General features: G+C 65.0%; 26 protein-coding genes and 1 tRNA gene. 16 read left to right on the plus strand and 11 right to left on the minus strand.

From position 1 onward, the window contains the following. Positions 1-67: 67 nt before the first annotated feature. The 4 genes from CHB74_RS21575 to CHB74_RS05705 all read left to right on the plus strand — a co-directional run bounded on the left by CHB74_RS21575 (position 68) and on the right by CHB74_RS05705 (position 1,490). Entirely contained in the window at positions 68-280 is a 213-nt protein-coding gene (locus CHB74_RS21575; protein ID WP_144033731.1) for a hypothetical protein, read from the plus strand. A gap of 125 nt (positions 281-405) precedes the next feature. Then, positions 406-702: a nucleotidyltransferase family protein gene (locus CHB74_RS05695; RefSeq protein ID WP_089218658.1), complete on the plus strand. Its 297-nt coding sequence runs from the start codon at positions 406-408 to the stop codon at positions 700-702. Next, entirely contained in the window at positions 702-1,076 is a 375-nt protein-coding gene (locus CHB74_RS05700) for a HepT-like ribonuclease domain-containing protein (RefSeq protein WP_089218659.1), read from the plus strand. The genes CHB74_RS05695 and CHB74_RS05700 overlap by 1 nt, the downstream gene beginning before the upstream one ends. A gap of 42 nt (positions 1,077-1,118) precedes the next feature. Then, positions 1,119-1,490, plus strand: a complete 372-nt coding sequence (locus CHB74_RS05705) for a hypothetical protein (protein ID WP_089218660.1) — start codon at positions 1,119-1,121, stop codon at positions 1,488-1,490. A 148-nt stretch (positions 1,491-1,638) separates the two neighbouring features. On the opposite strand, the gene CHB74_RS05710 is transcribed toward CHB74_RS05705, so the two are convergent. The 5 genes from CHB74_RS05710 to CHB74_RS05730 form a co-directional block, all read right to left on the minus strand. Then, positions 1,639-1,723, minus strand: a tRNA-Leu gene (locus CHB74_RS05710). A 93-nt stretch (positions 1,724-1,816) separates the two neighbouring features. Beyond that, a complete protein-coding gene (locus CHB74_RS05715; RefSeq protein ID WP_245842658.1) occupies positions 1,817-2,977 on the minus strand; it encodes a tyrosine-type recombinase/integrase in 1,161 nt (386 codons plus the stop codon). A 288-nt stretch (positions 2,978-3,265) separates the two neighbouring features. Then, positions 3,266-3,838 carry a PEPxxWA-CTERM sorting domain-containing protein gene (locus CHB74_RS05720; RefSeq protein WP_089218662.1) on the minus strand — a complete coding sequence of 191 codons (573 nt, stop codon included), beginning with the start codon at positions 3,836-3,838 and terminating at the stop codon, positions 3,266-3,268. A gap of 168 nt (positions 3,839-4,006) precedes the next feature. Next, positions 4,007-4,489, minus strand: coding sequence for a vgr related protein (locus CHB74_RS05725; RefSeq protein WP_089218731.1), 483 nt, complete (start codon positions 4,487-4,489; stop codon positions 4,007-4,009). Next, the gene (locus CHB74_RS05730) at positions 4,476-4,988 is read right to left on the minus strand and encodes a copper chaperone PCu(A)C (protein WP_089218732.1); all 513 of its coding nucleotides are present in this window, start codon (positions 4,986-4,988) and stop codon (positions 4,476-4,478) included. The genes CHB74_RS05725 and CHB74_RS05730 overlap by 14 nt, the downstream gene beginning before the upstream one ends. 186 nt (positions 4,989-5,174) lie before the next feature. Here CHB74_RS05730 and dnaK point away from each other — a divergent pair, with 186 nt between their 5' ends. From dnaK to hemW, 5 genes are all read left to right on the plus strand, one after another. Continuing rightward, positions 5,175-7,079 carry a molecular chaperone DnaK gene (dnaK, locus tag CHB74_RS05735; RefSeq protein WP_089218663.1) on the plus strand — a complete coding sequence of 635 codons (1,905 nt, stop codon included), beginning with the start codon at positions 5,175-5,177 and terminating at the stop codon, positions 7,077-7,079. 59 nt (positions 7,080-7,138) lie between these two features. Then, entirely contained in the window at positions 7,139-8,266 is a 1,128-nt protein-coding gene (gene dnaJ / locus CHB74_RS05740; RefSeq protein ID WP_425442242.1) for a molecular chaperone DnaJ, read from the plus strand. Positions 8,267-8,341: 75 nt separating this feature from the next. After that, the gene (gene rph / locus CHB74_RS05745) at positions 8,342-9,058 is read left to right on the plus strand and encodes a ribonuclease PH (RefSeq protein ID WP_089218733.1); all 717 of its coding nucleotides are present in this window, start codon (positions 8,342-8,344) and stop codon (positions 9,056-9,058) included. After that, a complete protein-coding gene (gene rdgB / locus CHB74_RS05750) occupies positions 9,055-9,663 on the plus strand; it encodes an RdgB/HAM1 family non-canonical purine NTP pyrophosphatase (protein ID WP_089218665.1) in 609 nt (202 codons plus the stop codon). Before rph ends, rdgB begins: the two co-directional genes overlap by 4 nt. Before the next feature lie 21 nt (positions 9,664-9,684). Continuing rightward, positions 9,685-10,833, plus strand: coding sequence for a radical SAM family heme chaperone HemW (gene hemW / locus CHB74_RS05755; protein ID WP_089218666.1), 1,149 nt, complete (start codon positions 9,685-9,687; stop codon positions 10,831-10,833). Between the two features lie 27 nt (positions 10,834-10,860). Here the strand turns inward: hemW and CHB74_RS05760 are convergent, their stop codons facing one another. After that, the gene (locus CHB74_RS05760) at positions 10,861-12,048 is read right to left on the minus strand and encodes a penicillin-binding protein activator (protein WP_089218667.1); all 1,188 of its coding nucleotides are present in this window, start codon (positions 12,046-12,048) and stop codon (positions 10,861-10,863) included. An 11-nt stretch (positions 12,049-12,059) separates the two neighbouring features. Here CHB74_RS05760 and rsmI point away from each other — a divergent pair, with 11 nt between their 5' ends. From rsmI to CHB74_RS05780, 4 genes are read left to right on the plus strand one after another with little or no spacing between them, the layout of a single operon-like run. Beyond that, on the plus strand, positions 12,060-12,911 hold the full coding sequence (rsmI, locus tag CHB74_RS05765; protein WP_089218668.1) for a 16S rRNA (cytidine(1402)-2'-O)-methyltransferase: 852 nt from the start codon (positions 12,060-12,062) through the stop codon (positions 12,909-12,911). Beyond that, a complete protein-coding gene (locus tag CHB74_RS05770; protein ID WP_089218669.1) occupies positions 12,908-13,258 on the plus strand; it encodes a YraN family protein in 351 nt (116 codons plus the stop codon). Before rsmI ends, CHB74_RS05770 begins: the two co-directional genes overlap by 4 nt. Positions 13,259-13,308: 50 nt before the next feature. Next, positions 13,309-14,262, plus strand: a complete 954-nt coding sequence (gshB, locus tag CHB74_RS05775) for a glutathione synthase (protein ID WP_089218670.1) — start codon at positions 13,309-13,311, stop codon at positions 14,260-14,262. Continuing rightward, the gene (locus CHB74_RS05780) at positions 14,255-14,854 is read left to right on the plus strand and encodes a DedA family protein (RefSeq protein WP_089218671.1); all 600 of its coding nucleotides are present in this window, start codon (positions 14,255-14,257) and stop codon (positions 14,852-14,854) included. The genes gshB and CHB74_RS05780 overlap by 8 nt, the downstream gene beginning before the upstream one ends. 5 nt (positions 14,855-14,859) lie before the next feature. On the opposite strand, the gene CHB74_RS05785 is transcribed toward CHB74_RS05780, so the two are convergent. From CHB74_RS05785 to CHB74_RS05800, 4 genes are all read right to left on the minus strand, one after another. Then, positions 14,860-15,771, minus strand: coding sequence for a tyrosine recombinase XerC (locus CHB74_RS05785; protein ID WP_089218672.1), 912 nt, complete (start codon positions 15,769-15,771; stop codon positions 14,860-14,862). Next, positions 15,756-16,316, minus strand: coding sequence for a DUF484 family protein (locus tag CHB74_RS05790; protein WP_089218673.1), 561 nt, complete (start codon positions 16,314-16,316; stop codon positions 15,756-15,758). Before CHB74_RS05790 ends, CHB74_RS05785 begins: the two co-directional genes overlap by 16 nt. A gap of 98 nt (positions 16,317-16,414) precedes the next feature. After that, positions 16,415-17,068, minus strand: coding sequence for a fructose-6-phosphate aldolase (gene fsa / locus CHB74_RS05795; RefSeq protein WP_089218674.1), 654 nt, complete (start codon positions 17,066-17,068; stop codon positions 16,415-16,417). A 169-nt stretch (positions 17,069-17,237) separates the two neighbouring features. Then, positions 17,238-18,041, minus strand: coding sequence for an FkbM family methyltransferase (locus CHB74_RS05800; RefSeq protein WP_089218675.1), 804 nt, complete (start codon positions 18,039-18,041; stop codon positions 17,238-17,240). A 136-nt stretch (positions 18,042-18,177) separates the two neighbouring features. On the opposite strand from CHB74_RS05800, the gene CHB74_RS05805 reads away from it, so the two are divergent. The 3 genes from CHB74_RS05805 to CHB74_RS05815 all read left to right on the plus strand — a co-directional run bounded on the left by CHB74_RS05805 (position 18,178) and on the right by CHB74_RS05815 (position 21,836). Then, positions 18,178-20,238, plus strand: coding sequence for an alpha/beta hydrolase family protein (locus tag CHB74_RS05805; protein WP_089218676.1), 2,061 nt, complete (start codon positions 18,178-18,180; stop codon positions 20,236-20,238). Positions 20,239-20,306: 68 nt separating this feature from the next. Next, a complete protein-coding gene (locus CHB74_RS05810) occupies positions 20,307-21,188 on the plus strand; it encodes a dienelactone hydrolase family protein (protein WP_089218677.1) in 882 nt (293 codons plus the stop codon). A gap of 30 nt (positions 21,189-21,218) precedes the next feature. After that, a complete protein-coding gene (locus tag CHB74_RS05815) occupies positions 21,219-21,836 on the plus strand; it encodes a glutathione S-transferase family protein (RefSeq protein WP_089218678.1) in 618 nt (205 codons plus the stop codon). Positions 21,837-21,938: 102 nt separating this feature from the next. Here CHB74_RS05815 and CHB74_RS05820 read toward each other — a convergent pair whose 3' ends face one another. Next, complete coding sequence (locus CHB74_RS05820; RefSeq protein ID WP_089218734.1) at positions 21,939-22,670, minus strand: Bax inhibitor-1/YccA family protein; 732 nt, start codon at positions 22,668-22,670, stop codon at positions 21,939-21,941. Positions 22,671-22,689: the final 19 nt, after the last annotated feature.

Consider the following 22,689-nt stretch of genomic DNA (forward strand, 5'->3'; position numbering starts at 1 on the left):
CGAACGCCCTGCCTCTGTCTGCTTATGAAGGCCGCGATGGTCGCGGTTCAGACAGGGAGAAAACATCATGTCGCAATTTATCGCCCCCAACGAGCTGCACGGAATGACCGAACAGGAACTGCGCGCCCTGCATGGTCGCATCATGGCCGATCTGCGCCGCATGGGGCAGTCGGTCTTTCTCAACCCGCATATCTACGCCTCGCTGCGTAACATCGAGGATGCAATCGTGCGCCTGCAACAGCAGCCCAAGCCGCGCGGGCCGAAGCCGCCGGGGTTCTAAGGGCTTTGCCTGCCCCCCGCTGGCCGCGCCAGTGCATACAATAATATGCTTATTATCAATGCCTTATCGGCCATCGTCCATTGAAGCGCCTTGCCTCCCGCGCGGCTCTGTGCAAGAATTGAAGTATGAAACGAGAGATAGCATTGGCTCGATTGAAGCCGTTGGAACAAAGGCTGCGCCAACAAGGCGTTTCGGCCTTGTATCTCTTTGGTTCCACCGCGCGCGGCGAGGCCGATGAAGCGTCCGACCTCGACCTTCTTTTTGAATATATCCCTGATCGTGGGTTCAGCATTTTCGATCAGGCGGGGCTTCAAGAGGAACTGTCTGAATACATGAATACCAAGGTCGATTTCATTCCCCGCAAAGGGCTTAACGACAGAATGAGGCAGCGGGTAGAAGCTGACTTGGTTCGGGTGTTCTAATGAGCCGGAGCCTGAGCGACAATCTCGACAATCTCCAAATGCTGATTGACCGCATTGACGACAGCTTGAAGGGTCGATCTTACGACGACTATCTGAATGATACAGACCTTCAAGACGCGACCACATATCGCCTGTCGATGCTTGGCGAAGTGACGACCAAGCTGCCGGATGACCTTAAAGAGCGGCACCCCGACATACCGTGGAACAAGATACGCGCTTTCAGGAACGTGGCGAGCCACGACTATTTCAGCATCGTGCCTGACATGGTTTGGGAAGGAACGCGGTCGCTCGAACCTATCAAGGAAATGATCCGCGAGGAACTGGCGCGCCTCGAAGCGGAACAGCGCGACCGCGACGGCGGCCGTAGGCGCTGACGGTTTTCCGGTGCGTCCGGCGCGGGCGCGGAACAGGACAGCATGGAGCAATGGATAGAGGCACAGGACTTTATCGCGGCTGACGTTATCCGCTGGAAGGAAGGCGTCTTTCACAACCGCCGCAAAGGCAAGGCGCTCCGCATAGGCGAGCGCCAGGTTGCCGCCGAAGTGCTGCAACGTGGCGAGGACGGTTGGGTGAAACTGCTCGTGCGGGGCTGCACGATCACGAAAGATGAAGCTGCCGGAAAGTCGGTTCAGGCGCTCAAGGCTGGCGAACAGATACGGCGTGCCGCCAAGACCCTCTTGCGGGGCAAGGTCGAGCGATTGCTATGGGGCGATGAAACCGCGCGGGCGGCGGTGCTGGCGAGCAAGCCCGCCAAGTCGCGCTTCGCAGATTTGCCGACAGAGGAATAAGAGTGCGATGGGCGGCTCCCGTTCGGGAGCCTGATGCCCAACGGCCCGCCCGTTCGGGCGGACCTTCGCAAAAAGGCCGTCGCCGTGGTTCCGGCTTCGGGCCAAGGGGCAAGCGCCGTTCGGCGCTCATTGCAAGGAACAAGGAAGATGGTGCCGGTGGTCGGACTCGAACCGACACTCCTTGCGGAACTGGATTTTGAATCCAGCGCGTCTACCAATTTCACCACACCGGCTAGGGGTTCGGGCATATGCGGCGAAAGGCTCGCCGCGTCAACCGAAGGTGATCCCCATTTGACAAAAAAATAGAATATTCGTCAATAACCTACTTAGCGCTTCTTCCTTGTATTGATCGCCGCCGCGTCGATCATGTCTTTGATATGAGAAGCATAGAATTTCTCGATCATTTCAACGCTGGTGCGGCAGTTTTTAGCTACCTGATAAATGTCGGCTCCTTCCATGAGCCGGAAGCTGATATAGGTATGGCGCAGGCTATAGGCCGTGCGCGGGTTCCCTTCCCTGTCCTGCTTCATCCCCAATTCGTCCAGAATCGTGTTGAACAGTTCACGTTGGATTTTCGGGAAAATGAGGTCTTTGGTTCCAAGGCTGTGACGCTTCTGCATCCGCTGGAACGGCATCACGGCACCGGGCATCGTTTTGCAGTAGCCGACGCCCCGCTTGCCGCGCACCGTGATAAGCAAGATGCGCTGCTTGTTCTCGGTGACAATCTCCACGTCGCGCACCTCGATGCGCTTGGCTTCGTCGGGGCGAAGGCCGCTATTCACCATGAACAGCACATAATCGTGCAAATCCTCGCAAGCTGACCGCCACCGCTCTTTCTTGGGGTTCTTCGCCCGCTCGCCCGTGGCCTTGTAAAGCTGCTTGTATTCCTCCGGCGAAAACCAAGCGCGGTGCGCGATCTTGCCCGAAGCCTTATAGGGCGCGGAAATGTCCGGCAGATACGGAAGCCAGCCGTGGCGCTGCGCCGTTTTCAGGACGTGGCGCAGGGTGATGATTTCGGAGTGAAGCGTTGACCGCGAAGGGCGCATTGGGTTGCCCTCCTTGTCCTTGCGAGAGGTCATGCGGTGGACGCGGTATTCCTGCACAAGTCCGGGGGTGATTTCCTCGACCATCTTGTCGCCAAAGAACGGCAGCAGATGGACGCGAAGCCGGATGCCGTGGCCTTCAACGTATTTGGCGTTGCGTTCCCCCTCGGTGATGATGGTGTATTCCGAAAGGAAATGCTGCGCGGCCTTCTTGAAGGGCGTGCCTTCCTTGATCTCTCCGGCGCGGTATTTGCCCATGAGGCCAAGATACCAGTCGCGCGCAACGTCTTTGGCGCGGGCTAGGCTCTCCTCCTTGGTGCTGGTTCGCATCTGCTTTCCTGCGATGGAGCAGGAGCATTGCCAGTGCGGACTCTTGGCCCGCATGTAGAGTTGGACTTTGCCATCTAGAAACTTGTGGCGGGCGGTTGTGGTCATGTCTGTCATGGCTGCACCTTTGGTAGCGTTTTTTGTGCTAGATGTGCGCTAGGCGTCCATCTTTTTATTTTGCCATTAACAGACTGTTTTTGCTACGTTTTTTGTATAAGTAGCTGATATAAATACGCTTTTGAGTCCGGCGCGTCTACCAATTTCACCACGCCCGCACGGCGTTGGAACCGGGCCCATGCCACGAAGCCGTCAGCCGGTCCATAGCTTCGGTTCAAAAATCCAACCGACGAAAATGGGCCGCCACCCGGCAAGGCAGCGGCCCATCACAATGCGCTGAAAAGCGGATCAGGCCTGGCAGAGAGCCGCGCCGTCCTTGCGACGCGAACGCATGCCCGCGCCGATCAGCCCGAAGCCCGCGATCATCATCGCCCAGCTGGTGGGCTCAGGCACTGCCGCCTGCACCGCACTGCCGAAGAAGGACAGGTGCGACAATTCGCGCTTGATACCCCGGCCGTTGACCAGACCGGCGGTCGACCAGGTGCCGCTCGACGCCGGAGCGATCGAATAAAGCACGAACTGGCTGCCTGCCTTCACGGCCAGATAGTCGACAAGGAAACCGTTGGTCGACCATGTGCCGCTGGTCTCGCTGGCATCGTCGAACGTGATCGTGCCGAGGAAGCCCTGACCATCGTCGGACTTGAACAGATGGGTCAGCGAAATGTCCGGGTCGCGCGCCGCGTTGTAAACGCTTTGGGTTTCGGCGGTGAACTGCGCGGCAATGTTCCCGTTGAACAGGCAGCCGGCGGAGTCGCTGACCGACACGCACTTGTCGTTGACGATCGTCACCGCAGCCGAAGCCGGCGCCGCTACCGTCGCCACGGCCATCGCGCCCAACAGACCAGTAAAGAATGTACGCATCTGATCCCCCAACTCTATCAACCTCGCCGGCAGACATGTTCACGCGTCCGGCACCATTCCCATTGATAAGCAAAAGAGATGCCAAACTGTAAAATCCGGCCTCTTGGGCTGAATTTCCGCCTTCGACGCCCGCCGCATCATTGCTCGATTGTAAAAACCGCCGACTCGTCACACCGAGCGGAAGGGCAGCACCGCTTCGCACTGCGCCAGTGTCGCCGCACCTTCGACCCTGCAGCCGCAGCGCTGGAGGAAGGCATGGCGCACGATTTCGGCCTGCTGTTCGATGCCATAAGCCGTGAACGGCCGGTCCACGACGAAGCGATAGCCATAGCGGCAGAAGGGATGGCGCATCAGCGGCAGCCACCAGCGGCCGCCGCGCTGCGCCTGCCAGACATGCGTCATCTCGTGGATGAAATGCCCCTGCGCGGCCAGCGGCGCATTGGCGAAATCCTCGCGCCAGTGCGGGCCATCGGGATGGAACCAGATGTCGCCATCGGGCGCCATCAGCACCAGCCGAGGCTGAAAGGGCCACCATTTGCGCCGGTGCAGGCGGACGCGATCATAATCGATCGCGTCGCCGAACATGCTGGCGGATAAAGCGCGCTCGCCAGCGGTCAGCGGCCGCGCGCCCGAAATCTCAGTGGCCGTCATGCCCGCCGGGCGCGGCATCGCCGGCGGCCTGCGTGCGGGCCATCGCCTCGACGCTCTTGCCGCTTGCGAAGCGGAAGGTCAGCGGCAGTTCGCCGCCGGGCCCGACATCGGCGGCGACGTCGAACAGCATGGCATGGTTGCCGCCCGGCGCGAAACTGGCCTCGCCATCCGCCGGCACATCCACGCCGTCGATCGCGCGCATCGTCATCATGCCGTCCTTCATGCCGCCTTCGTGCAGCTCGATCCGGCCGACCTTCGCGCTTTCGACGCCGATCAGGCGATCAGCCGCGTCGCCGCCACGGACGGTGAAATAGGCCGCCGCCGGCCGCCCGGCGACAGGCGACAGCCGCACCCACGCATCCGCGATCACGGGGGCGACAGCAGCCCCGGCCGCAGGCGCCTGCGCCCGATTTTCCGGCGTATCGCCGGGCGCAGCGGGCTGGCAGGCCGCCAGAGCGAGGGCGGTCGCGGAAAATGCCAGTCGGAAGCGGCGGGGCATAAGCGAAAACTCCATCAATCGCGATCAGGCGGGCCGTGGCGCATCCATTAGGCATGGGGACGTCTTGCGGCAACCGAAAGCCCGCCTATATCGACCCCCGAACAGCAACAACCGCGCGGTTTTCGCTTCACTCGCAAGGGGAACCGACGGATACGCCTCAATCTTCGGGGGACGAAGGGTATTTATATGGGTAAAGTAATCGGTATCGACCTTGGTACGACCAACAGCTGCGTCGCCGTGATGGACGGCGGCAAGCCCAAGGTGATCGAAAATGCGGAAGGTGCGCGCACCACGCCGTCGATCGTCGCCTTCGCCAAGGATGGCGAACGCCTGATCGGCCAGCCGGCCAAGCGCCAGGCGGTGACCAATCCGGACAACACGATCTTCGCGGTGAAGCGCCTCATCGGCCGCCGCTTCGACGATCCCGTCACCAAGAAGGACACCGAACTGGTGCCCTATCACATCGTGCGCGGCCCCAATGGCGACGCATGGGTGCAGGCTGGCGGCAATGATTACTCGCCCTCGCAGATCTCCGCCTTCACGCTGCAGAAGATGAAGGAAACCGCCGAAGCCTATCTGGGCGAAACGGTGACGCAGGCCGTGATCACCGTGCCGGCCTATTTCAACGACGCGCAGCGCCAGGCGACCAAGGACGCCGGCCAGATCGCGGGTCTTGAAGTGCTGCGCATCATCAACGAGCCGACCGCGGCCGCGCTCGCTTACGGCCTCGACAAGAATGACGGCAAGACGATCGCCGTCTATGATCTTGGCGGCGGCACGTTCGACGTCTCGATCCTCGAGATCGGCGACGGCGTGTTCGAAGTGAAGTCGACCAACGGCGACACCTTCCTCGGCGGCGAGGATTTCGACGCCCGGATCGTCGAATATCTGGCGGACGAGTTCAAGAAGGCCGAGGGCATCGATCTCACCAAGGATCGCCTTGCGCTGCAGCGCCTGAAGGAAGCGGCCGAAAAGGCGAAGATCGAGCTGTCGTCGGCGCAGACGACCGAGGTCAACCTGCCCTTCATCACCGCCGACGCCACGGGTCCGAAGCACCTCGTCAAGTCGATCACCCGCGCCGAGCTGGAGCGTCTCGTCGACGCGCTGATCCAGCGCACGATCGAGCCGATGAAGAGGGCGCTCGCCGATGCCGGCGTGAAGGCCGACCAGATCGACGAAGTCGTCCTCGTCGGCGGCATGACGCGCATGCCCAAGGTCCGCGAAGTCGTGAAGGGCTTCTTCGGCAAGGAACCGCACACCGGCGTGAACCCGGATGAAGTGGTGGCCATGGGCGCCGCCATCCAGGCCGGCGTGCTTCAGGGCGACGTCAAGGACGTGCTGCTGCTCGACGTGACCCCGCTGTCGCTCGGCATCGAAACGCTGGGCGGCGTCTTCACCCGCATGATCGATCGCAACACGACGATCCCGGCGAAGAAGAGCCAGGTCTATTCGACCGCCGATGACAATCAGCAGGCCGTGACCATCCGCGTGTTCCAGGGCGAACGCGAAATGGCGGCGGACAACAAGCTGCTTGGCCAGTTCGATCTCGTCGGCATCCCGCCGGCCCCGCGCGGCGTGCCGCAGATCGAAGTCACCTTCGACATCGACGCGAACGGCATCGTCCACGTCACGGCGAAGGACAAGGGCACCGGCAAGGAACAGCAGATCCGCATCCAGGCTTCGGGTGGTCTTTCGGACGGCGACATCGACCAGATGGTCAAGGATGCCGAAAAGTTCGCGGAAGACGACAAGAAGCGTCGCGAGGCGGCCGAGGCGAAGAACAACGCCGAAAGCCTGATCCACACGACCGAGCGCCAGCTTGAAGAGCATGGCGACAAGGTCGACGCGGCGCTGAAGTCCGAGATTCAGGACGCCATCGCTGCCGCCAAGACGGCGGTCGAGGGCGGCGATCCGGCAACGATGACCGAAAAGGGTCAGGCGCTCGCGCAGGTTGCCATGAAGCTCGGCCAGGCGATCTACGAGAAGGAGCAGCAAACTGCTGCTTCCCCGGCCGCCGACGCGGGCGAGGCGAAGGCCGACGATGTGGTCGACGCCGAGTTCTCGGAAGTGGACGACAACAACAAGGCGTAAGCCTCCAACCCCTCTCCCCCGCACCCCGGGGGAGAGGGACCTGATTTCCGGGGGGCCTGATGGCCGAAGTTGATTTTTACGAACTGCTCGAAGTCGAACGGAGCGCGGACGACAAGACGATCAAGTCCGCCTATCGCAAGCTGGCGATGCAATGCCACCCGGATCGCAATCCGGGCTGCAAGGATTCCGAAGCCAAGTTCAAGGCGATCAACGCCGCCTATGACTGCCTGAAGGATCCGCAGAAGCGCGCGGCTTATGATCGGTTCGGCCATGCCGCCTTCCAGAATGGCGGACCGGGCGGCCCCGGCGGCGGCTTTGCCGGACAGGATTTCGGCGGCTTTTCCGACATCTTCGAAAATATCTTCGGCGAATTCATGGGCGGTGGCCGTGGCGGCCGCCAGAATGTCCGTCGCGGCGCGGACCTGCGCTACGACATGGAAATCACGCTCGAGGAAGCGTTCCACGGCAAGAGCGCGGAAATCCGCATCGACGTGGCGGCCAATTGCGAACCTTGCGGCGGTTCGGGCGCGAAGCCCGGCACCGAGGCCAAGGGCTGCCCCACCTGCGGCGGCCACGGCAAGGTGCGCGCGCAGCAGGGCTTCTTCGTCGTCGAACGCACCTGCCCGTCCTGCCATGGCGCCGGCCAGGTGATTTCCGAACCCTGCACCGAATGCCGGGGCGAAGGCCGGGTCGATCGCACCAAGACGCTGGAGGTCAACATCCCCGCCGGCGTCGACGAAGGCACGCGCATCCGCCTGTCTGGCGAAGGCGAGGCCGGCGCGCGCGGCGCCCCTCCGGGCGATCTCTACATCTTCATCCACGTCAGCCGCCACAAGCTGTTCGAGCGCGAAGGCACGACGCTGTTTGCGCGCTGCCCGGTGTCGATCACCACGGCGGCGCTGGGCGGCACGATCGAGGTGCCGGGGCTGGACGGCGAACGGCACGAATTGCGGATTCCGGCCGGCATCCAGTCGGGCAAGCAGATTCGCCAGCGCGGCGCCGGCATGCCGGTGCTGAACGGCCGGGGCCATGGCGACATGGTGATCCAGATCGACGTCGAAACCCCGACCAAGCTCACCGCCCGCCAGCGCGAGCTGCTGGAGGAGTTCCGCACGCTCGAAACCGGCGAGGAAAGCCCGGAAGCGAGCGGCTTCTTCGCCAAGCTGAAGGGCATGTTCGGCGATTGATACACGCTTTCTCTGGCCTCCCGGCGCCCGGGGGGCTAGAGCCGCTGGCCTGAGTTCACCAGCGAAGGAATGTCCATGCGCCCCTCCGGCCGCGCGCCCGATCAGATGCGTACGATCACGATCGAGACAGGTTATACCCGTCATGCCGAAGGCTCCTGCCTGATCGGCTTCGGCGACACCAAGGTTCTCGTCACCGCCTCGATCGAGGAACGCGTGCCTCCCTTCCTGCGCGGCAAGGGCCAGGGTTGGGTGACGGCCGAATATGGCATGCTTCCCCGCGCCACCCACACCCGTGGCAGCCGCGAAGCCGCGAAGGGCAAGCAATCGGGCCGCACCCAGGAAATACAGCGCCTTATCGGCCGTTCCTTGCGCGCCGTGGTCGATCTCGCCAAGCTCGGCGAACGCCAGATCAGCATCGATTGCGATGTACTGCAGGCCGATGGCGGCACGCGCACCGCATCGATCTCGGGCGCCTGGGTGGCGCTGCGCCTCGCCGTCGATGGCCTGATCAAGCAGGGCCTGCTGACCGAGGATCCGATCACCGCGCAGGTCGCGGCGGTTTCCTGCGGCATCTATGAAGGCACGCCGGTGCTCGACCTCGATTATGACGAGGATTCGAACGCCCATGCCGACGCCAATTTCGTGCTGCTCGACAATGGCAACATTGCCGAGGCGCAGGCGACGGCCGAAGGCGCGACCTATGACGAGGAAGCGCTGCTCCGCCTGCTTCGCCTCGCCCGCATCGGTTGCAGCGACATCTTCGTCGCGCAGCGCAAGGCCGTCGGCCGGTGACCGCGCACCATCGCAAGCTGACGCCCGGCAAGCTGGTCATCGCCAGCCACAATGAGGGCAAGGTGCGCGAGATCCGCGAGCTGCTGGCACCGTTCGGCATCGAACCGGTGTCGGCCGGCTCGCTCGGCCTGCCCGAACCCGACGAGACGGGCACCACCTTCGTCGCCAATGCCGAGCTGAAGGCGCGCGCGGCGGCCGATCTTTCCGGCCTGCCCGCGCTTGCCGACGATTCGGGCCTCTGCGTCGAGGCGCTCGGCGGCGAACCCGGCATCTTCTCCGCCCGCTGGGCCGGCCCGTCCAAGGATTTCGGCCTCGCCATGCAATTGGTGGAGGACAATCTTTCCCGCGTGCCCGATGCCGGCCGCGACGCGCATTTCGTGTGCGCCCTGTCGGTGTGCTGGCCCGACGGCCATGTCGAAAATTTCGAAGGCCGTGTGGATGGCCAGCTGGTCTGGCCGCCGCGCGGTGAGAACGGCTTCGGCTATGACGCCATGTTCCAGCCCTGGCACCATGACGTCACCTTCGGCGAGATGGAGCCGGCCGCCAAGCATGCGATGAGCCACCGGGCGGATGCCTTCCGCAAGCTGGTTGCGGCGGTACTGTAAGATGACGGGAACGGCCGGATCGTGACCCAGGAGCCTCTCGCGCTCTACGTCCACTGGCCGTTCTGCGTCTCCAAATGCCCATATTGCGATTTCAACAGCCACGTCCGCGCCGAAATTGACGAAGCGGCGTGGCGCGACGCCCTGCTCGCCGATCTCGCGCATGAAGCCGCGCTCACCGGCGGCCGCAAGCTGACCTCGATCTTCTTCGGCGGGGGCACGCCTTCGCTGATGCAGCCCGAAACGGTGGCGGCGGTGATCGGCGCCGCCGAACGCCATTGGGGCTTTGCCGACGATGTGGAAATCACGCTGGAGGCCAACCCCTCCTCGGTCGAAGCCGCCCGCTTTGCCGGCCTGGCCGCCGCCGGCGTCAACCGCGTGTCGCTCGGCCTGCAATCGCTCGACGATCGCGCGCTCCATCTGCTCGGCCGGGCGCATGACGTGGCCGAAGGGCTCGCCGCGCTCGATACCGCGCAACGCCATTTCGCGCGGGTCAGCTTCGATCTGATCTATGCACTACCCGGCCAAAGCGAAGCGGCCTGGCAGGCCGAACTCGCGCGCGCCATCGGCTTCGGCACCGGCCACCTGTCGCTCTATCAGCTCACCATCGAACCCGGCACGCGCTTCGCCACGCTGGTCGACAAGGGCGAGCTTTCGCCGCTCGATCCCGACGAGGGCGCCGCCCTGTTCGAAATGACACGCGATCAGACGGCGGCGGCGGGCATTCCGGCCTATGAGATTTCCAACCATGCGCGGCCCGGCCAGGAAAGCCGCCACAACCTGACTTACTGGCGTTATGGCGATTATCTGGGCGTCGGCCCGGGCGCGCACGGCCGGCGCGACGGCCACGCCACCTTCCGCCGCAAGAAGCCCGAAAACTGGCTGAGCGCCGTCGCCCGCAACGGCCATGGCACCGAAAGCGAAGAAGCCCTGTCCCCGACCGCGCGTGCCACGGAAGCGCTGCTGATGGGCCTGCGGCTGAACGAGGGCGTGGATCTCGATCGCATCGCACGCCGCAGCGGCATTGCCGCCGATGCGCTGGTCAACGATCGCGCCGTCATCAATCTCGAGCGGCTGGGCTTCGTTGCCCGCAATGGTGCCCGCCTGGCAGTTACGCCGCAGGGGATGCCGCTGCTCGACGCGATCCTGGGCGAAGTGGTGGCCGTCAACTGACAGCCACCCCCCTTTAGTTTCCGCCCCTTACTTGCCGAAACCGCGTGGCGCCGGCGCCACGGTGGAGATACCGCCCGTGCCGATCTGGTGGACGGCGAGCGCACGTTCGGCCACGCCGTCGGTGCCGAAGCGGAAGGCACCGTCGACGCCGGCGAAGCCGTCGCTGTCGGTCAGCGCCTTCACCGGGAAGCGATCGCCCACCTTCCACTGGCCGGCGATTCGCACCGTCAGCAGCACCGCATCATAGCCCAGGCTGGCCAGCCGATAGGGCGGCTTGCCGAAACGGGCACGATATTTGGTCGCCAGCTGGCGGTACATATTCTCCTGCACGCTGGCGAACCACGCGCCGTTCATCGCAGGGTTCGCGGCAAGCGTGCTTTCCGTCGCCCACAATTCGGTGCCGAGGATCTTGGCATTGGCGCCGCCCGCCTTGCGGATCTGCGGCGCGGCCTGCACCGCGATGCGCCCGCCATCGGCGATCAGCACGGCATCATAGTCGCCGGACTGGTTCAGCTTGCCGATCGCCGTCGTCAGCGATTTCGGGCTGCGATCGAAGGTCTGGAGCGAAACCACGCTGCCGCCAGATGCTTCGGCCGAATGGATCAACGCGTTGGATGCGTTGCGGCCATAAAGCCCGGTCGGCATCAGCCCGGCGAACTTGGTCGAACCCTGCGAACGGGCATAACGCACCACCCGATCGATCGACTGCGCGGGCGAAAAGCCGAGCAGATAGACGCCGTTGCCGGCCACCGACGCATCGTTGGAAAAGCTGATCACCGGCACGCCGGCACCGCGCGCGGGCGCCGCGATCGCGCGGACGTCATCCGCCAGCAACGGGCCGAGGAACAGGCGATTGCCATCGGCCAGCGCGCGCTGGGCGGCGGCAGCCGCGCCGGGCGCGGTATCATAGGTGGTGATCCGCACCTTCGCCCCGCCGGTATCGAGCAGGGCGAGATTCGCGGCATTGGCGATGGACTGCCCCACTGCGGCATTCGTGCCCGTCATCGGGACGAGCAGCGCGACGCGGTGGCGTTCCTGATCGGTCGGCAGGCCCGGCCCCACGGGGCGTTCCACCGTGGGCGGCGGCGCGGGCTTCGCGGGGGGCGTGGTCTTGGGCACCATCCCCTGACAACCCGCCAGAACAACCGCAAGCCCAACACCAGCGAAACGAAGAAACGTGCGGCGCGGTTGCGACCCGGCCCAAGCCTCTGCCATGACATCATCCCATGAAACAGCCCCCTGACGAGGCCCTGACACCCGGCCTCTACATTGTTGCGACACCGATCGGCAACTTGTCCGATCTTTCTCCGCGCGCAGCGTCCATTCTCGCACAGGCCGATCTGATCGCGGTGGAGGACAGCCGGGTCACGGCCAAGCTACTCCAGCGGATCGGCACCAAAAGGCCGATGATGCCCTATCACGATCATAATGCCGATCAGGTTCGCCCCGGTTTGGTTGAACGCATGGGGACGCAGGCCATCGCGCTGGTTTCGGACGCCGGCACGCCGCTGATTTCCGATCCCGGCTTCAAGCTCGTCCGCGACGCGCGCGCCGCCGGCCATATGGTGACGACCATTCCCGGCCCGTGCGCGGCGATCGCGGCGCTCACGCTGGCGGGCCTGCCCACCGATCGTTTCTTCTTTCTCGGCTTCCTGCCGCCCAAGGAAAAGGCACGCGCCGATGCGATTGCCGAAGTCGCCGCCATCCGCGCGACGCTGATCCTCTACGAATCGGGCCCGCGCCTCGCCACCGCGCTTTCCGCACTGGCCGCCGGCCTTGGCGATCGCGAGGCCGCAGTCGCGCGCGAAATCAGCAAGACGTTCGAGGAATGCGTGACCGGCACGCTTTCCACCCTGGCCGCCCGTTACGCCGATGCGCCGCCCAAGGGCGAAATCGTCGTCATCGTCGGGCCGCCGGGCGAAGCCGCCGCGCCGGACGACGCGGATATCGACGCCGCCCTGGCCGAAGCGATGACGCGGCTGCCAGTGGCCAAGGCCGCCGGCGAAGTGGCCAAGGCAACCGGCCTGCCCCGGCGCGATCTCTATGCCCGCGCCATGGCGCTCAAGGGCACGGATTGAACCGGCAGGCGGCCGAACGGCGTGGCCGGCGCGGCGAAGCCATCGCCGCCTGGTGGCTGCGCCTCCACGGCTGGCGGATCGTGGCGACGCGCGTGCGCACGCCCCGGGGCGAGGTCGACCTCGTCGCCCGGCGCGGCGCGACGCTCGCCTTCGTCGAGGTCAAGGCCCGCGCCAGCGAGGCGGAACTGGCGCTGGCGATCGATCGGCACCGGCTCGTCCGTGTCGCCCAGGCCGCCGAAATCCTGGTCCCCCGCTTCGCCCGGCCGGGCGATGCCATCCGTATCGACGTCATCCTCGTACGCCCGCGCGCATGGCCGCAGCACATCGCAAATGCCTGGCACGGGTGACAATCGCGCCCGCGTCCCCTACTTCACCGGCGAACCAGCGCGAGGAAGCCATGTCGCTCACAGTCGCGGTCCAGATGGATCCGCTCGAAACCATCAACATCGCCGGCGATTCGACCTTCGCGATCATGCTGTCGGCGCAGGCGCGCGGGCATAAGCTGTTCCATTATCAGGCGGGCGACCTCAGCTATCGCGATGGCCGCGTCACCGCGCCGGCGCGGCCGGTGACGGTGCAGCGCGTCGCGGGCGATCATTTCACCGCTGGCGATCCGGTGACGCTGGACCTCGCCGATGATGTCGATGTCGTGCTGATGCGGCAGGATCCACCCTTCGACCTCGCCTACATCACCGCGACGCACCTGCTGGAACGCATCCGCCACCGCACGCTGGTGGTGAACGACCCGGAATCGGTGCGCAATGCGCCCGAAAAGCTGTTCGTGCTCGATTATGCGGAATTCATGCCGCCGACGCTGATCACGCGCCGGCTGGAAGATGCGCGCGCCTTCCACGCCGAACATGGCGAAGTGGTGGTGAAGCCGCTCTACGGCAATGCCGGATCGGCCGTCTTCCATGTCGGCCGCAAGGATGCGAACCTGGCCGCGCTCACCGAATTGTTCGGCCAGGTCTGGCGCGAACCGTTCATGGTGCAGGCCTTCCTTCCCGACGTGTCGAAGGGCGACAAGCGCATCGTGCTGGTCGACGGCAAGCCCACCGGCGCGATCAACCGCCTGCCCAAGGATGGCGAAATCCGATCGAACCTCGCCGCCGGCGGCCGGGCCGACCCGACCGACCTTACCCCGCGCGAACAGGAAATCTGTGCCGCCATCGGGCCGGAACTGGCCAAGCGCGGGCTGTTGTTCGTCGGGATCGACGTGATCGCCGGCCATCTCACCGAAATCAACGTCACCTCCCCCACCGGCATCGTCGCGATCGACCGTTTCAACGGCACCGATACGCCGGCGATCATCTGGGATTCGATCGAAGCGAAGGTGAAGGCACGTGGGTGAGTGGGTTCGTGAACTGATCGAACAATCGGGGTATCTGGGCGTCGCCTTCCTGATGCTGGCGGAAACCGTGTTTCCGCCGATCCCGTCCGAAGTGATCATGTCGCTGGCGGGGCTGCAGGCAGCCAAGGGCTCCCTGTCACTCGTCGGCGTTATTCTGTGCGGCACCGCCGGCGCGATGCTGGGCAATGTCTTCTGGTATCTGCTGGCCCGCGCGCTCGGCCTGCAGCGCTTCAAGCCGCTGATCGATCGTTTCGGCCGCTGGTTGACGATGGACTGGGCAGAGGTCGAGCGCGGCGAAAAATGGTTCCGCACCCATGGTGCCGCCTTCGTGTTCTTCGGCCGGCTGATGCCGACGATCCGCTCGCTCGTCTCGATCCCGGCGGGGCTTCTGCGCATGAGCCTCAGCCGCTTCCTGTTCTGGTCGACGCTGGGCACGCTCGGCTGGACGACGCTGCTCGCCACCGCCGGCTATGTGCTCGGCCAGCGCTACACGATGGTCGACGAATATATCGGGCCGGCCTCCACCGCGATCATCATCCTGCTGGTGCTCTGGTATTTCTGGCGCGTGCTGACCTGGCGGCCGTCGCGCTGAAAACCTCAGGCGCGCGGATGGGCGTTGCGATAGACGTCCATCAGGTGCGCGGCGTCGACCGAGGTATAGATCTGCGTCGATGACAGGCTGGCATGGCCCAGCAGTTCCTGCAGCGCGCGCAGATCGGCGCCCCGCCCCAGCAGATGCGTGGCAAAGCTGTGGCGCAACGCATGGGGCGTGGTGCGATCCCCCAGCCCCAGCCCCGCCCGCGCGATGCGCACCGCCCGCCGGACGATATCGGCCGAAAGCGGCCCGCCGCGTGCCCCGCGAAACAGCGCGCCATCACGCTCCACCGGCCAGGGTGACTTCGCCAGATAATCCTCGATCGCCGCGCGCACCGGCGGCAGCAACGGCACGATCCGCGTCTTGGCGCGCTTGCCGGTCACGCGGATCGTTTCACCCAGCGGCAGCACCGCGCCGGTCAGCGCCATCGCCTCGCCCACGCGCAGGCCCGAGCCGTAAAGCAGCAGCAGCACGGCAAGGTCGCGCGCGGCGATCCACGGCTGGCTCGCCGCGTCGGCGACGTCCTCTGCCAGCGCCACCGCATCGTCCGGGGAAACCGGGCGCGGCACGCTGCGCTTGACGCGCGGCCCCTTCATTCTGGGCGCCTCGCCCGCGACATGCTTCAGAAAACCGCGCACCGCCGATAATTCGCGCGCGGCCGATGCATTGGCCAGCCCTTCGGCCCGTCGCGCGGCCAGATAGGCACGCAGATCGGCTGGCCCCACTTCGGCAAGCAGCACGGCATCCACCGCCTTCCCGTGATACTGGCCAAGGAAAGCGACAAGGCGATGCGCGGTCGCCACATAAGCCCGCACCGTATGCGCGGATCGCCGGCGATCCTGGGCGAGATGACGCCCCCATTCGGCGGCGATCCACCGGGCGGGGTGATCCTGAAGGTCTAGGGTAACAGCCACCGCCCGATCATGCGCGAAACGACGGCGCCGAGGAAGAGCAGCAGTTCCGATCCGTGCCGCGTGTCGAAGCCCTGCGGCTGGCGCTGCCCCAGTGCGAGCAGGCCGGACGGCAGTGGCGGCGCGCCATTCAGGCGGATCAAGGCTTCGGCGCGGATCAGGTCCGACGCCGGGCCGAACAGTGGATGGCCGCGCTCCACCCCGCGCAGCATCACGCCGTCAATGTCCGCGATCGAGCGTTCGATCATGCGCCGTTCGACGAACTGCATGCCGCTGGCGTCGGCGCGCATCGCCCGATCCTCGACGAACAGGGCAAGCGAAATCGCATCAAGCCCCAGCATGTGCGGCCAGGTCTGGGTGATGATGTGGATCAGATGGTCGAGCCCCTCGGCGTCGAGCGCGGCGAGGACGGCCTGATGAATGGCGGCGACAGCGCCCGAATGGCCGCGCGCGAAGGCAATCAGATCCTGATTGGCCTCCTCCACCTCTGCCACCCGCCGGCGCAGCGACGCCATGGCATGGCCTTCGAAATCGACAAGCGTGCCCATCCGGCAAGCTTACAGGCAGATGGTTAAAAAGCTACTGGAGGCAAAAGCCTATGGCCGGCGGGGCCACCCCGGCGACGCCGGGATGGCCCGTTCTGCGATCAACCGATCGTCTGGCCGGTCTTGGCCCAGTCGGCCAGGAAGCCCTGGATGCCCTTTTCGGTCAGCGGGTGATTGAACAGCGCGCGGATCACCGCCGGCGGCGCCGTCATCACGTCCGCGCCGATCTTGGCGGATTCCAGCACATGCACCGGGTGGCGAACACTGGCGACCAGGATTTCGGTATCGAAATCATAGTTGTCGTAGATGATGCGGATATCGGAGATGAGCTGCATCCCATCGAAACCGACATCGTCGTGGCGGCCGACGAAGGGCGAAATGAAGGTCGCGCCCGCCTTGGCGGCCAGCAGCGCCTGATTGGCCGAGAAGCAGAGCGTGACGTTGACCATGCAGCCATCGTCCGACAGCTTCTTGCAGGTCTTCAGGCCGTCGATCGTCAGCGGCACCTTGATGCAGACGTTCGGCGCGATCTTCCGCAGGATCGCGGCTTCCTGCATCATCGTGTCATGGTCGAGCGCGACGACCTCGGCCGAAACCGGGCCCTGCACGATGCCGCAGATTTCCTCGACAACCTCAAGGAACTTGCGGCCCGACTTGGCGATCAGCGAGGGGTTGGTGGTCACGCCGTCCAGCAGACCGGTGGCGGCCAGCTCGGCGATTTCCTTGGTATCGGCGGTATCGACGAAGAACTTCATGGAGCGGATTCCCGAAAGCGGATGAGGAAATGGGGTGATTCTGGCGCGGCCTATAGCGCGTAACCCCCGCGCAGACGAATCGGCAGCAATCCCGCGCGGTTGCGAGGTCAAACCGAAGGCCGGCCGATCGCAAATGCCGTGATCACACCGTCGACGACGGCTTGACCCGCTAGCCCTGCCGCTCGAACACCTCGTTATAATGCGGCCGCGTGCCCAGCCCCAGCCGCGGCTTCAGGCCGACGGCCTCCAGCTTGGCATAGAGTGCTGCGGCCGAGCTGCCAAACCGTTCCAGATAACCCTGATCCACCTCGACGATGCAGGTTTCGATCTGGCCCGATGCCAGCAGGTCGGCGATCGAGGTCAGCACGATATCCTCCGCGCCCTCGACGTCGATCTTCACCATGATCTTCCGGTCGCCGATCAGCTCACGCAGGCTCGGCCACATGTCGGCAAAGCGCATCTGGGTGACGAACATCTTGCCCTGCCCGTCGAAATGGGCGGCGCCAGAATGCCCCTCATTGCCGGAATCGAACCGCGCGACGCCATTTTCCAGCCCCAGTGCAGCGCAGAAGGGGTGGAAATTAGCCAGCCCGTTGGCGACCGCGTTCGCCACGAGATCGTGGAAGGTGCGCGGCGACGGTTCAAACGCCACGATCACGCCATCAGGCCCCAGCCGCTTGCCCGCGACCATGGAAAACAGCCCCGCATTGGCGCCGATATCGAAGAACGCCATCCCCGGCCGAATCGTGCTGACCACCGAGAACACGTCGTCATAATCGACATGGTTCTCGCCGGAGATGCAGTAATAATTGGTCAGATCGTGGCTGCGGGTGCGCATGACCACACCGTAGCGCGATCGCACCGGCACACCGTCGATCCGCCGCAACGCAGCACCCAATACACGGCTGCGCATGGCGGATTCGGGCCGTTCGACGACCGCCTCGGCAAACAGCTTCAACACCGTCTTTTTCATGCCAGCTCCACTGCCCTGCTTTGCCCGAATGACTGGGAATCACATGATCGAGACTAGGATCACAACCGCTTGCGGCGAAGCGAAAAAGAAGCGAGGCAGAGCGCATCCCTTTTTAGAAAGCGGGAAAACACGCTCCATGTCGCATCGCACCATTGCCCTTCTTTTCGCTGCTGCAACGGCCATCGCCGCACCGGGTTCCCTGCCGGCCGCCCCGGCCGAAGGCCCGTCGCGGGTTTTGCAGGGCGCCGATCTCTTTTCGCTCGAAGTCGCGGCCGATCCGCAGATCCGCCCCGATGGCGCGATGATCGCCTATGTCCGCCGCTCGAACGACGTGATGACCGACAAGGCCCGCGCGACGATCTGGCTGATCGACACGCGCACCGGCGTGCAGACGCCACTCGTCGCCGGCCCCGGATCGCACAGCCAGCCGCGCTGGTCGGCCGATGGCAAGAAGCTCGCTTATGTATCGACCGCCGATGGCGGCGGTGCGCAGCTTTACGTGCGCTGGATGGACAATGGCGCCACCGCCCGTGTCACCGGTCTGCCGGACAGCCCCAGTTCGATCGCCTGGTCGCCCGATGGCCGCCAGATCGCTTATGTGATGACGGTGCCGGATGAAGGCATGAAGCTCGGCACCGCGCCGGCCAAGCCCGAAGGCGCGAAATGGGCGCCGCCGCTCGAGATCATTTCGTCGATCGTCTATCGCGCCGATGGCGCCGGCTATCTGAAGCCCGGCCACGATCATCTGTTCGTCGTCGCGGCGGATGGCGGCGCGCCGCACCAGCTCACCTTCGGGCGGTTCAACGATAATGGTCCCCTGTCGTGGACGCCCGATGGCGGGACGATCCTGTTCAGCGCCGATCGCAGCGAGAATTGGGAACGCGAACCCAATAATTCGGAAATCCACGCCGTCGATGTCGCCACCGGCGCGCTGACCGCACTGACCAGCCGGCTGGGCCCCGACGCCGCCCCCGCCGTATCGCCCGATGGCAAGCGGATCGCCTATCTCGGCTTCGACGACAAATATCGCGGCTACGAAAATGCGATGGTCTATGTGATGGATCGCGACGGCGGCAACGCCCGCGCCATCTCCGCCTCGCTCGATCGCAGCGTGGATGATGTGCGATGGGCCGCCGACGGCCGTTCGCTCTACATCCAGTATGACGATCATGGCGCGTCGCGCGTCGCCCGCATTGGGCTCGACGGCAAGCTTTCCAGCGTCGCCACCGGCCTCGCCGGCACCCAGCTCGACAGGCCTTATTCGGGCGGTGCATTCAGCGTCGCCAAGAATGGCGCGGTCGCCTTCACCAGCGGCGATCCGCAGCGTCCCGCCGATATTTCGATCGCGCAGGGCAGCAAGGCGCGGCAGTTGACGCGGCTCAACGACGTGCTGCTCGGCGGCAAGACGCTGGGCGCGGTCCGCCATCTGCCGGTCAAGGCCGCCGACGGCCGCGCGGTCGATGCCTGGCTCGTCCTGCCGCCCAATGCCAATCCGGCGAAGAAATATCCGCTGATCCTCGAAATCCACGGCGGCCCCTTCGCCGCTTATGGCCCCGCCTTCGCCACCGACAACCAGCTTTATGCGGCGGCCGGCTATGCCGTGCTCTACGTCAATCCGCGCGGCAGCACGTCTTACGGCGCGGAATTCGCCAACCTGATCCACCACGCTTATCCGGGCGACGATTATGGGGATCTGATGGCAGCGGTCGATACCGCGATCGGCACCGGATCGATCGACCCGGACAATCTGTTCGTCACCGGCGGATCGGGCGGCGGCGTGCTCACCGCCTGGATCGTCGGCAAGACCGATCGTTTCAAGGCCGCCGCCACGCAGAAACCGGTGATCGACTGGACCAGCTTCGTGCTGACCGCCGACAACACGCCGTTCTTCGCCAAATATTGGTTCGGCAAGATGCCGTGGGAAGACCCGCAGGGCTATTGGGCGCGATCGCCTTTGTCGCTGGTCGGCAACGTCAAGACGCCCACCCTCGTCGTCGTCGGCAGCGAGGATTATCGCACCCCGGTCAGCGAGTCCGAGCAATATTATTCGGCGCTCCAGTTGCGCGGCGTGCCGACGGCGCTGGTGAAGGTGCCGGAAGCGTCGCACGGCGGCATTGCCGCCCGCCCGTCGCAATCGGCGGCCAAGGCGTCAGCGATCATCGCCTGGTTCGACAAGTATCGGAACGCGGCCAAATGATCGGCGCGAAGTAACTGGCATCCCCTTCCGGGGCGGGTTAGACCGTCCCGCCCCGGAGGGAGAGTGAGATGACCGACAAGGATCTCCATGCCCGCGCGATCGCGCTGCACGACAGCTTCACCCACGACCATCATGACCGGCGGGCCTTTCTGGCCGATCTCACCAGGCTCGCCGGCAGCGCCGCCGCCGCCAACGCACTGGCCGCCGCGATCGCCGCCAATCCGGCGGCCGCCGCCATCATCCCGGCCGACGACACGCGCCTCAAGACCGGCACGACAAGCTGGAACACGGCCAACACCCGCAAGATGGCCGGATATTGGGCCAGCCCCGCCAAGCCGGCCGGGCCGCTGCCAGCGGTGATCGTGATCCACGAAAATCGCGGCCTCAACGATCATATTCGCGATGTCGCCCGGCGGGTGGCGCTGGAAGGTTTCCACGCCATCGCGCCCGATTTCCTGTCCCCGGCAGGCGGCACGCCGGCTGACGAGGCGCAGGCGCGCGAAATGATCGGCACGCTCGATCTCGCGGCCGCCGTGCAGGATGGCGCGGCCACGGTGCGCATGATCAAGGCCGACAAGAAGAGCAACGGCAAGGCCGGCGTCATCGGCTTCTGCTGGGGCGGCGCGATGACCAACCGGATCGCCGTCGCCGCCGGATCCGCGCTGGGCGCTGCGGTGCCCTATTACGGCCCCTGCCCCGATCCCGCCGAAGCCGCGAAGGTGAAGGCGCCCATGCTCCTCCAGTTCGCGGCCACCGATGATCGCGTCAACAAGACCGCCGAGCCGTGGATCGCCGCGCTCAAGGCCGCGAAGGTGCCGGTGCAGGCCTATTTCTACGAAGGCACCCACCATGCCTTCAACAACGACACCTCGGCCGAACGCTATAACAAGGCGGCGGCCGATCTGGCCTGGGGCCGCACGATCGCGTTCCTGAAGAAAAATCTGGCCTGAAGAAGAATCTCGCCTGAAGGAGAATCCGACATGAACGGGCTTGTCTTCTACACCAACCCCCAGTCGCGCGGCCGGATCGTGCGCTGGATGCTCGAAGAGGTCGGCGCGCCCTACGAAACCCACATCGTCTCCTATGGCGCGGAGATGAAGGGGCCGGGCTATCTGGCGATCAACCCGATGGGCAAGGTGCCGGCGATCCGCCACGGCGAAACGATCGTCACCGAATGCGCCGCGATCTGCGCCTATCTTGCCGATAGCTTCCCCGCCGCCAGCCTTGCGCCGCCGCCTGCCGAGCGCGGAGACTATTATCGCTGGCTGTTCTTCGGCGCCGGCCCGGTGGAAGCCGCCGTGACAGACAAGGCGCTCAACGCGGTGCCGACCGCCGAACAGCGCGGCTTCGTCGGCTATGGCTGTTTCGAGGAGACGATCGCCAATCTCGAACGTCACCTCGCCGATCATGCCTATTTCTGTGGCGATGCCTTCACCGCCGCCGACATCTACACCGGCTCGCAGATCGCCTGGGGCATGATGTTCAAGACGATCGACGAACGGCCCGTGTTCAAGGATTATGTCGCGCGCATCCACGGCCGCCCGGCCTATCGCCGCGCCACCGAACTCGACGACGCGGCCGCCACGCCCGCTGCCTGATCCAGGCGGGCGGCCCATCGCCAGCCTTCTCGCTACCCCGAAACGGAAAAGGCCCGGCGGATCGCTCCACCGGGCCTTTTCTTGTGCCTTCCGGCAGTTGGGTCAGTCGCGGTTGCCCATCAACTGCAGCAGGAAGGTGAACATGTTCACGAAGTCGAGGTAGAGCGACAGGGCGCCCATGATCACCGACTTGCCGACCATTTCCGTGCCGGCGACGTAGAAATACATGCTCTTGATCTTCTGCGTGTCATAAGCGGTCAGGCCGGCGAAGATCAGCACGCCGAGGAAGCTGACCACCAGCGCCAGGCCGCTGGACTGCAGGAAGATGTTGATCACGCTCGCCACCAGCAGGCCGACGACGCCCATGATCAGGAACGTGCCGAACGCCGACAGGTCACGCTTCGTGGTGTAGCCATAGAGGCTGAGGCCCGCGAAGGCCGCCGCCGTGGCGAAGAAGGCCTGGGCGATATCGACGCCGCCATAGATCAGGAAGATCGTCGACATCGAAAGGCCCATCACCGTCGCGAAGGCCCAGAACAGCGCCTGCGCCGCGAAGGTCGACAGCCGGTTGATGCCGAAGCTGAGCACCATCACGAAGGCGAGCGGGGCGAGGATGATCAGCCAGCGCAGCGCGCCGCCCGAAAACACCACTTCCGCCGCGCCCGAGCGCGCGAACAGATAGGCGACGATGCCCGTCAGCAGGACGCCCGAAGCCATGTAGTTGTAGACCGAAAGCATGTACGAGCGCAGCCCCGCGTCGATCGCGGCGTCGCGCGTGCCGGCCGCGGTCGGCCTCGCCGCGGCGGTCGTCCGGGGATCGGACCAGTTTGCCATCGTCATCAAACTCCGTATT

The organism is Edaphosphingomonas laterariae (genome assembly GCF_900188165.1).
Classification (GTDB): domain Bacteria; phylum Pseudomonadota; class Alphaproteobacteria; order Sphingomonadales; family Sphingomonadaceae; genus Sphingomonas_E; species Sphingomonas_E laterariae.

Bases quoted from the DNA above. Each gene is read 5' to 3' on its own strand.
- CHB74_RS21575 (WP_144033731.1), top strand. From the start codon at position 68: ATGTCGCAATTTATCGCCCCCAACGAGCTGCACGGAATGACCGAACAG.
- CHB74_RS05695 (WP_089218658.1), top strand. From the start codon at position 406: ATGAAACGAGAGATAGCATTGGCTCGATTGAAGCCGTTGGAACAAAGG.
- CHB74_RS05700 (WP_089218659.1), top strand. From the start codon at position 702: ATGAGCCGGAGCCTGAGCGACAATCTCGACAATCTCCAAATGCTGATT.
- CHB74_RS05705 (WP_089218660.1), top strand. From the start codon at position 1,119: ATGGAGCAATGGATAGAGGCACAGGACTTTATCGCGGCTGACGTTATC.
- CHB74_RS05715 (WP_245842658.1), bottom strand. From the start codon at position 2,977: ATGACAGACATGACCACAACCGCCCGCCACAAGTTTCTAGATGGCAAA.
- CHB74_RS05720 (WP_089218662.1), bottom strand. From the start codon at position 3,838: ATGCGTACATTCTTTACTGGTCTGTTGGGCGCGATGGCCGTGGCGACG.
- CHB74_RS05725 (WP_089218731.1), bottom strand. From the start codon at position 4,489: ATGACGGCCACTGAGATTTCGGGCGCGCGGCCGCTGACCGCTGGCGAG.
- CHB74_RS05730 (WP_089218732.1), bottom strand. From the start codon at position 4,988: ATGCCCCGCCGCTTCCGACTGGCATTTTCCGCGACCGCCCTCGCTCTG.
- dnaK (WP_089218663.1), top strand. From the start codon at position 5,175: ATGGGTAAAGTAATCGGTATCGACCTTGGTACGACCAACAGCTGCGTC.
- dnaJ (WP_425442242.1), top strand. From the start codon at position 7,139: ATGGCCGAAGTTGATTTTTACGAACTGCTCGAAGTCGAACGGAGCGCG.
- rph (WP_089218733.1), top strand. From the start codon at position 8,342: ATGCGCCCCTCCGGCCGCGCGCCCGATCAGATGCGTACGATCACGATC.
- CHB74_RS05760 (WP_089218667.1), bottom strand. From the start codon at position 12,048: ATGGCAGAGGCTTGGGCCGGGTCGCAACCGCGCCGCACGTTTCTTCGT.
- rsmI (WP_089218668.1), top strand. From the start codon at position 12,060: ATGAAACAGCCCCCTGACGAGGCCCTGACACCCGGCCTCTACATTGTT.
- gshB (WP_089218670.1), top strand. From the start codon at position 13,309: ATGTCGCTCACAGTCGCGGTCCAGATGGATCCGCTCGAAACCATCAAC.
- CHB74_RS05790 (WP_089218673.1), bottom strand. From the start codon at position 16,316: ATGGGCACGCTTGTCGATTTCGAAGGCCATGCCATGGCGTCGCTGCGC.
- fsa (WP_089218674.1), bottom strand. From the start codon at position 17,068: ATGAAGTTCTTCGTCGATACCGCCGATACCAAGGAAATCGCCGAGCTG.
- CHB74_RS05800 (WP_089218675.1), bottom strand. From the start codon at position 18,041: ATGAAAAAGACGGTGTTGAAGCTGTTTGCCGAGGCGGTCGTCGAACGG.
- CHB74_RS05805 (WP_089218676.1), top strand. From the start codon at position 18,178: ATGTCGCATCGCACCATTGCCCTTCTTTTCGCTGCTGCAACGGCCATC.
- CHB74_RS05810 (WP_089218677.1), top strand. From the start codon at position 20,307: ATGACCGACAAGGATCTCCATGCCCGCGCGATCGCGCTGCACGACAGC.
- CHB74_RS05815 (WP_089218678.1), top strand. From the start codon at position 21,219: ATGAACGGGCTTGTCTTCTACACCAACCCCCAGTCGCGCGGCCGGATC.
- CHB74_RS05820 (WP_089218734.1), bottom strand. From the start codon at position 22,670: ATGGCAAACTGGTCCGATCCCCGGACGACCGCCGCGGCGAGGCCGACC.